At 65.1% G+C, this 6,435-nt stretch carries 7 protein-coding genes; 4 read left to right on the plus strand and 3 right to left on the minus strand.

Annotated features, from left to right (window positions below; all coding sequences use genetic code 11):
* The first annotated feature begins 488 nt into the window (after positions 1-488).
* Positions 489-1,037 (plus strand): polymer-forming cytoskeletal protein, encoded by a 549-nt coding sequence (locus LAO51_19570; protein ID MBZ5640943.1) that lies wholly within the window; start codon positions 489-491, stop codon positions 1,035-1,037.
* Between the two features lie 38 nt (positions 1,038-1,075).
* On the opposite strand, the gene LAO51_19575 is transcribed toward LAO51_19570, so the two are convergent.
* Positions 1,076-1,492, minus strand: coding sequence for a hypothetical protein (locus tag LAO51_19575; protein ID MBZ5640944.1), 417 nt, complete (start codon positions 1,490-1,492; stop codon positions 1,076-1,078).
* Between the two features lie 1,558 nt (positions 1,493-3,050).
* On the opposite strand from LAO51_19575, the gene LAO51_19580 reads away from it, so the two are divergent.
* Complete coding sequence (locus LAO51_19580) at positions 3,051-3,803, plus strand: SH3 domain-containing protein (GenBank protein ID MBZ5640945.1); 753 nt, start codon at positions 3,051-3,053, stop codon at positions 3,801-3,803.
* A 520-nt stretch (positions 3,804-4,323) separates the two neighbouring features.
* On the plus strand, positions 4,324-4,602 hold the full coding sequence (locus LAO51_19585; GenBank protein MBZ5640946.1) for an SWIB/MDM2 domain-containing protein: 279 nt from the start codon (positions 4,324-4,326) through the stop codon (positions 4,600-4,602).
* A 47-nt stretch (positions 4,603-4,649) separates the two neighbouring features.
* On the opposite strand, the gene LAO51_19590 is transcribed toward LAO51_19585, so the two are convergent.
* Positions 4,650-4,853 (minus strand): hypothetical protein, encoded by a 204-nt coding sequence (locus tag LAO51_19590; protein MBZ5640947.1) that lies wholly within the window; start codon positions 4,851-4,853, stop codon positions 4,650-4,652.
* A 92-nt stretch (positions 4,854-4,945) separates the two neighbouring features.
* Entirely contained in the window at positions 4,946-5,617 is a 672-nt protein-coding gene (locus LAO51_19595; protein ID MBZ5640948.1) for a ribonuclease T2, read from the minus strand.
* Between the two features lie 574 nt (positions 5,618-6,191).
* Here LAO51_19595 and LAO51_19600 point away from each other — a divergent pair.
* On the plus strand, positions 6,192-6,425 hold the full coding sequence (locus tag LAO51_19600) for a hypothetical protein (GenBank protein ID MBZ5640949.1): 234 nt from the start codon (positions 6,192-6,194) through the stop codon (positions 6,423-6,425).
* Positions 6,426-6,435 lie beyond the last annotated feature (10 nt).

A 6,435-nucleotide genomic window follows, 5' to 3' on the forward strand; every position in this document is an offset into this window, starting at 1 on the left:
CGCACTTCCCCGAGCCCTCGCAGAAGGGGCATAGCTTCGCGTCTTGCGAGGTATCCGCCCGATCCTTCCCGGCTTCCCCAAGCATGCGCCCCCTCCTGCACGTACAGGTGGGCAGCAACGACGGGCGCACATCCCGTTGAACCACTGTATGCTCGCGGGCGCAGGACGGCCACCCTCGGGTGCCGTGTCAGCTGGGATCTGTTCCTAGCGCGGTGATCCGCCATAGGAAGCCCCGGCCGCCTCAAAGCCATCGTCCTCACGCCACCGGAGGCCGAGAGCGCGGTTACGCGAGGATCGGACTTGCGCACGCGGCCCCGAGCTACGATATTTCGATCCCATCCCCAGGTCCTGCGGACGGAGCTCGTGGACACGCCCGTTCGTGTCCCCGATCGCCGCGCACGAAGCCGGGGAGTGACGTTTTGAATGAGTCGGACGGAACGGCACCGCGCCCTTACCGATCGTTTACGATCCGAAGGAGGGAGCACAGCATGACTTGGATAGGGCAGAAGTCAGACCCGGAACCCACCCGCCCCACACCGCCGGCATCGGCCTCGAAGCCGCAGGTTGGCGCGCCTTCATTCCCCGGAGAACGCAGGGAGAGAACGGAGATGAGCAACGTGGCGAATATCGGCAAGTCGCTTCACGTCATGGGCGAACTGAGCGGAGACGAGGATCTCACGATCGAAGGCACGGTCGAAGGGAAGATCACCCTGAACGGCCACAGAGTGACGATCGGCCAGAACGGCCGCGTGACGGGCGAAATCCACGCCAAGTCGGTCCTTGTGGGGGGCCAGGTGATGAGCAACATCACCGCGGAGGATAAGGTGGAGGTCGCGGCGACGGGACGCTTGCTGGGCGATGTCCGGGCCCCGCGGGTCGTCTTGGCCGACGGTGCCCATTTCAAGGGTAGCGTCGACATGGACGCTGCCTCGGACTCTGGAGCCCGGGCTGCAGCGCCCGCTGCGAGAACACTCACGGGCAGCCCCTCTCCGTACCACACCGAAGCGCCGGTGTCCGTGACCGCCGCGAACAGCTAGGGCGCCCGGTCCACAGAGTTGACTATCTCCCCGACAGTTCATGATTTCGGAGATGGTTCCTCGATCCACGGCGCCTGCTTGATTTCGGAGACCTTGCCGCCCCGAAAAACGACGGTCGTCATCATCGCGTTCGCGTAGTCGGTAATGTAGCTCCACGCTTCGCTCTGCTCATCGCCGACGCGCCGATCAGGCGGGTTCGGCATGATCTTCCTGACATCCTCGATCGATTGGCCTATCAGTACGAGCGCGATGGCCTGGAAGTTCGCCGCTGCTCGCTCGCATGCTTGCGGTTGAGTATGGAACCCCTTGCACGGGCCCGAACTCCTATAATGGCCACTGACAGCGCAACCACACGCGGCGCAGACGATGAACGTCAGCGCTGTACCAACTCCGACCAGCGTGGAAAGTCGGTCGCGAGTCGTGACACCCTTCCTCGACGAGGCGCCTGATGCCATCGACCCCCTCCTCTATGTTCGTCTCTGGGCAAAATGACCTCTGCTCGAAGCGGGCCTGCCCCCGGTCCGCGAAGCAGCGAGGCGCGGCGAGCCAGCTCGTCGGTCACCTGTCTCCCCGACCGCTAGACTGGCCTCTTCGCGACGGTGCCACCCCAATACCAACACCGATCGCGATGCCGACCGGGAGCCATACCGCGAGATTACCGACAGCGACCCCTATGGCTGTCCCTACCCCTGCGCCCAAGGCCACGCCGAGGCCCGCGAATTTCGCCCGAATACTCTTCGCGACTTGCGGTTCATGTCCCAATTGGACCTCGCCGTTACGTGGGCACCCGTGGTACGCCGTCGCCATTCGAACCGTCGTTCTCGGTGCGCCCCGGGAAGTAACGAGGCGCCCCAAGCTGGACCTTGCTTCTACGCGATCCCCTCGACCGCTCACCTGCTTCGTTATTCGATCCACGCTGCAAACTCGGCAAGGGCCTCTTCCTCGGAGAGACTTCGGGCAGCCGAGCGGACACTCGGCGGAACCCAATCGGGGAATGGGACTTCTTTGCTCACGTGACGTCCAGTACTCGTGTGCTCCTCGCGTACACGAGAAAGGTGATCCGCCGGAAGCCAGCCCGCTGACCGCACGAGAGCAGGCCACAATCGCCGATGGACAAAGGTGACCTTACCACGGCCTAGACGGCACACGAGGACCTCTTCGCTGTCCCGGATAGCCCGCGTCACCGCGAAGATCTCGCGACCCCTCGGATGGGACCACCAGCTGCCCCGGACTGGCTCCCCAGCAATGACGCTGGCAAGCGACGGGGCCGACCCTTGCGCGGACTCGAGGACAATACCGTGCTTGCGAATGAAAGCCAGAGCCTGGCGAGACGTCATCACCACGTCAACCCCCGTCGGCCAGACGCCGGCCGATAGCTGCGGGACGCGCTGGCGCGGCCCGTGCGTCTCTCCCTCTATGCCGAGGTGGAACCCAGGCAGCTTCGAATCCGTGCGTAGTTGGATTCCTCGGCAACTCGCTCGCTGCCGCGGAGCATACGCCGGTCGCGCTCGGGGCGGAACGGGCAGTGGCGAAGGCGCGCAGGGGCCCCGGGCCGGTTCGAGGGCGGCCTTGGACTCCGCTCGGGCTTGACCGCTGCTACCCGCACTGCGCGGGCGTTGATCATCGACTTCGTCGACCACGGCATCGGGAGACCCCACCGGGAACTCACCAGGTGCCGGTCGGAACCCATGCTCTCGATGATCGCAATCTGGTGGGTCGGCGCGACGTTCCAGCTCGGCTTGCCGTGAACGCCGGCCGACCGCCTAGGATCCGGACCACCTCGGCCCATGGCAGCATGAGAGTGAAGCGGGCGCACATGCAAAGGAGTATCGCCGACGGCGGGGACCACGGCACTACACGAGTGGACGCCCGGTGCGCGTCGAGTCAGGAGGCTGACAAGTCGCGCGGCCAGATCGCGGCCTGCCCGCCGAGAGTCGGCCTGACGCCGCGTTGACATCGATCGCTGAACGGCGCACGCTTCTGGCGGCTTCGTCACGAGCCATTCGAGGAATCATGCGTTGCGCGAATCTCATTCTCGTGTTCATGCTTGCCGTTGCGTTGTGCCCGGCACTTGCGTCCGCGCAGACGGCGACGGTCACGCGAAATGTCAACCTGCGGCGCGACCCCTCCGCTGGGCACGCGCCGATCCGGTTGCTGACGCATTCCGAGCCGCCTCTCGAACTGCTTCACCCCACGCCCGAACACGGCTTCTACCATGTCAAGACAAGCGCCGGCGAGGACGGGTACGTCTGGAGCCGTAACGTTCGCGTGAGCACTTCCCCGACCGTGCCTGCGGAGTCCTTCCAGCCGGGACCTGGCGTGCCGGGTTCAGCCAGCCTGGTCGGGTGCGGTGACGGCTTGTGGCGACACGTCTACCACCCATCACGGCTGCTGGTGAAACAAGACTGCGTCACCGTTACCGGCGTGATCGTGGACGCCACCGCTCATCAGTCGCGTCATCAGCGAGACGGGGTGCGACACGAAAAGGACGGCGACACGCACGGATGGCTCAAGGTCGATCCGCAGTTCGCGAATCTAATCAATGCTGGCAATTCGTCCTTCGAGGAGGACAACCTCGTATTCGAGATGGTCTGTCGCTACAAGGTGACGCAGCCGGACGCGAAGCCGGCGTGCGCCGGATTCCACGACACGACTGAACTCCCGGCGGTCGGCACCCACGTCGAGATACGCGGCACCTTCGTGCAGGAAAAGAACCACGGGAAGTGGGACGAAATCCACCCGGTTTCGAGCATCAAGGTGCGATGACCGTAGGCGTTCAGCCACGGGCCCCCGGGACGGCTTCGTCATCGACCTCATCGGCGTGCTGAAGGAGGGCGGCGGCGAAGGAGGCTGGAAAGGGGGAGCAGGGGCGAGCCGGCGTGCCACGTCGCTCGCTGTGTGTCGCGCGTCCGGCGCCCCTCCCGGGTCGCTCGTCTCGCCGCACCGCGCGGCGTAGCGTCTCGGTCACGCTCTATCGAATCGCGCAGATGAGCGTGGAGGTGTAGGGCGCTACCGATTTTTCGACTGCTCGCTCACGGCAATAAGAGCCTTGCTCTCAAGCGTTTATCCCGCCCCCGGCGCGGGCTCGAAGTCCTCAATGCTTTCGTCAAAGGCGCTGAAGTCTCGGCGGCGCGCTACAGCCAGTTGCCAGAAGGAGGATTGATCCGTGACAGGACACCACCGTCGGTGCCGTCCTTCCGGGTGACGAGCGCCGTTTCGTGCCATAATCGCGCGCTGGAGCGAACGCGTGGCGCCGACGCCCCAAGCACCTTCCCAAGGAGAACAGATGGCCAAGACCGCAGAGAAGCCTGCCAAGAAGACGAACGCTGCATTCATGAAGGTCGTGACACCCAGTGCCGCACTGGCGGAAATCGTCGGCTCGACGCCGATCCCGCGCACCGAAGTCACCAAGAAGCTGTGGGCCTACATCAAGACGAAAGGCCTGCAGGATCCGAAGAACAAGCGGATGATCAAGGCGGACGCAGCGCTCAAGGTGATCTTCGGTGGCAAGGCTACCGCGAGCATGTTCGACATGACGAAGTTCGTCAGCAAGCACCTGAAGTAAACCCTATGGTCTGGATAACGGCCAGCCATCTCACCACGAGTCTGTCGTCAGACAACGAACGGTATCACCCGCTTCGTGCGATCTGCGCGGGCTACGTTCTCGGGGTAGCGCTCGATCATGAGCCGCTCCTCCGTTCCGATGCGAACCGCGACTGCCATCGACGGCAGCGCCGCGATCGAAGCGTTCACAAGCGACCCATGTGAAACGACTCCGACCGACGCAGCGCGCACGCGAAGATCGCGTTCCGGCATACCAACCCATGTCCTTCAGCTGGCAAGGCGACTCGCCCGCTGCCCCGGCTACGGGATCGACCAGATCGAGCTGTGCGAGGAAGGCGGCGCGGTCAGCGCACGGGGCGCACGACGATGTCCGGCGCCGTACAGTGGTCGCGAACGTCGCGGCCGCAGCGGCACGGCGAGAGATCCTTGGCGAGGCAGATGTGGACCTCCTGAAGGTAGCGCCCGCTGCACGAGATCGCGACCCCGTCTTGCGGGATCCCGGGGTTGGCATCGAGTAGGGCTCTCTTGAACCCGGCGGGCGTGGTGCGGACGCTCGCGGTGGGCCCCTGGAACGCGGCCGGAATGCGGACCTTCCCGAACGCCTCGCGGATCTTCCCGAAGTAGGACGATGCCGGCAATCCGCTGCACGTCCCGTGCTTCTCCCATTCGTGTCGGATGAGCTTCGGGCTCGGCATGATATCCAGCATGCGGTCGCCGACGGCTCGGTCGAGCGGCTCGGCGCCGCAGGATTCCGGCCAGCCCGTCTCGTACTGCGGCCAGAGGCCGTGGACGACGAATCCGAATTTGCGCCCCGGTGAGCACTGTTCGCCGTCGGCGTCGGCCCGAGCGGACACGCAGTGCTCGGGCGACCAGGAGAGGGAGAGCACGTAGTAGTCGAACACGCCCGCACTCCCTTGCGGCGCGGCGCGCGACCCGTGCCGGGAGCGCGCTACGGACGGCGAGGCCGCGAGCGCCAGGAAGAGAAACGCGACGGAGAGCGGCCGGGCCCGTGACATGGACTGTCCTTCCTCCGCCATCCGCGGCGGTGCGTCCGTTCGCTGATGATAACCCCGGGCGCGACGTATCTCGGTGCGCCACAGGTCAGCCGTCGCCCCGTCGAAGCTCCCCCAACCTCGACTTGGTCGCGCGCCGCGCTCTCACCAACCCCCTCAACCGATTCTGCAACGCTCGGCCCGGCCGGCTCCTCGATTTCGTCCCGCGATCTCTTCGCCATCCCGTCCTCCCACTCGCGGCCTCTGGTCGCTCGAAGAAGGAGGGAATTTCTCTACCGATTTGCGCCCTCAAATCCGGAAGGACTTCGGAGAGGAAGACACTTCGTCGTCTCGCGCTCCGCGACGGCACCTCTCCCTGCCTCGTTCGTGAGCGCGACGAGCCGCCCGAGCGGCCGGTCGATCGCGGTGAGGGACTGGCGGATGACGCGGATGTGCGTGGTGAGTGGGTTGCGGTGACGCCTCGGCGCGGTTGCACCCCCTGGAAAACGGCTGATCGTAACATGACCCGCCTCTGGGCTTGCCCTTTCTCGAATTGGCCGTATGATTCATCATCTTCTTTCACGTGGAGGGGAGTCCCATGAAGAGAATGCTTTCCGCCTGCGTGATCATGCTCGCTGTCTTCGCTGTGCTCATCGGGACGGTGGCTTTGGTCGCCACGACGTCGACGCCCGCGATGGCGAAGTGCGGGATCTGCCCGATGTATTGCTCCCCCGTCCTCTGCGATAACGGGAGGGTTTACTGCAACACGTGCCTGGCGGCGTGTGCGGGTGCTGGGCACTGCGTGCCGCTGTTCCCGCCGATCCCGCTGTAGCTGGCGGCTC

The organism is Terriglobia bacterium (assembly GCA_020073205.1).
In the GTDB taxonomy this organism is placed as follows: domain Bacteria; phylum Acidobacteriota; class Polarisedimenticolia; order Polarisedimenticolales; family JAIQFR01; genus JAIQFR01.

What these genes read in the sequence shown, in the direction of transcription:
- LAO51_19570 (MBZ5640943.1), top strand. Translation starts at nt 489, where the DNA reads ATGACTTGGATAGGGCAGAAGTCAGACCCGGAACCCACCCGCCCCACA.
- LAO51_19575 (MBZ5640944.1), bottom strand. Translation starts at nt 1,492, where the DNA reads ATGGCATCAGGCGCCTCGTCGAGGAAGGGTGTCACGACTCGCGACCGA.
- LAO51_19580 (MBZ5640945.1), top strand. Translation starts at nt 3,051, where the DNA reads ATGCGTTGCGCGAATCTCATTCTCGTGTTCATGCTTGCCGTTGCGTTG.
- LAO51_19600 (MBZ5640949.1), top strand. Translation starts at nt 6,192, where the DNA reads ATGAAGAGAATGCTTTCCGCCTGCGTGATCATGCTCGCTGTCTTCGCT.
- LAO51_19595 (MBZ5640948.1), bottom strand. Translation starts at nt 5,617, where the DNA reads ATGTCACGGGCCCGGCCGCTCTCCGTCGCGTTTCTCTTCCTGGCGCTC.
- LAO51_19590 (MBZ5640947.1), bottom strand. Translation starts at nt 4,853, where the DNA reads ATGCCGGAACGCGATCTTCGCGTGCGCGCTGCGTCGGTCGGAGTCGTT.
- LAO51_19585 (MBZ5640946.1), top strand. Translation starts at nt 4,324, where the DNA reads ATGGCCAAGACCGCAGAGAAGCCTGCCAAGAAGACGAACGCTGCATTC.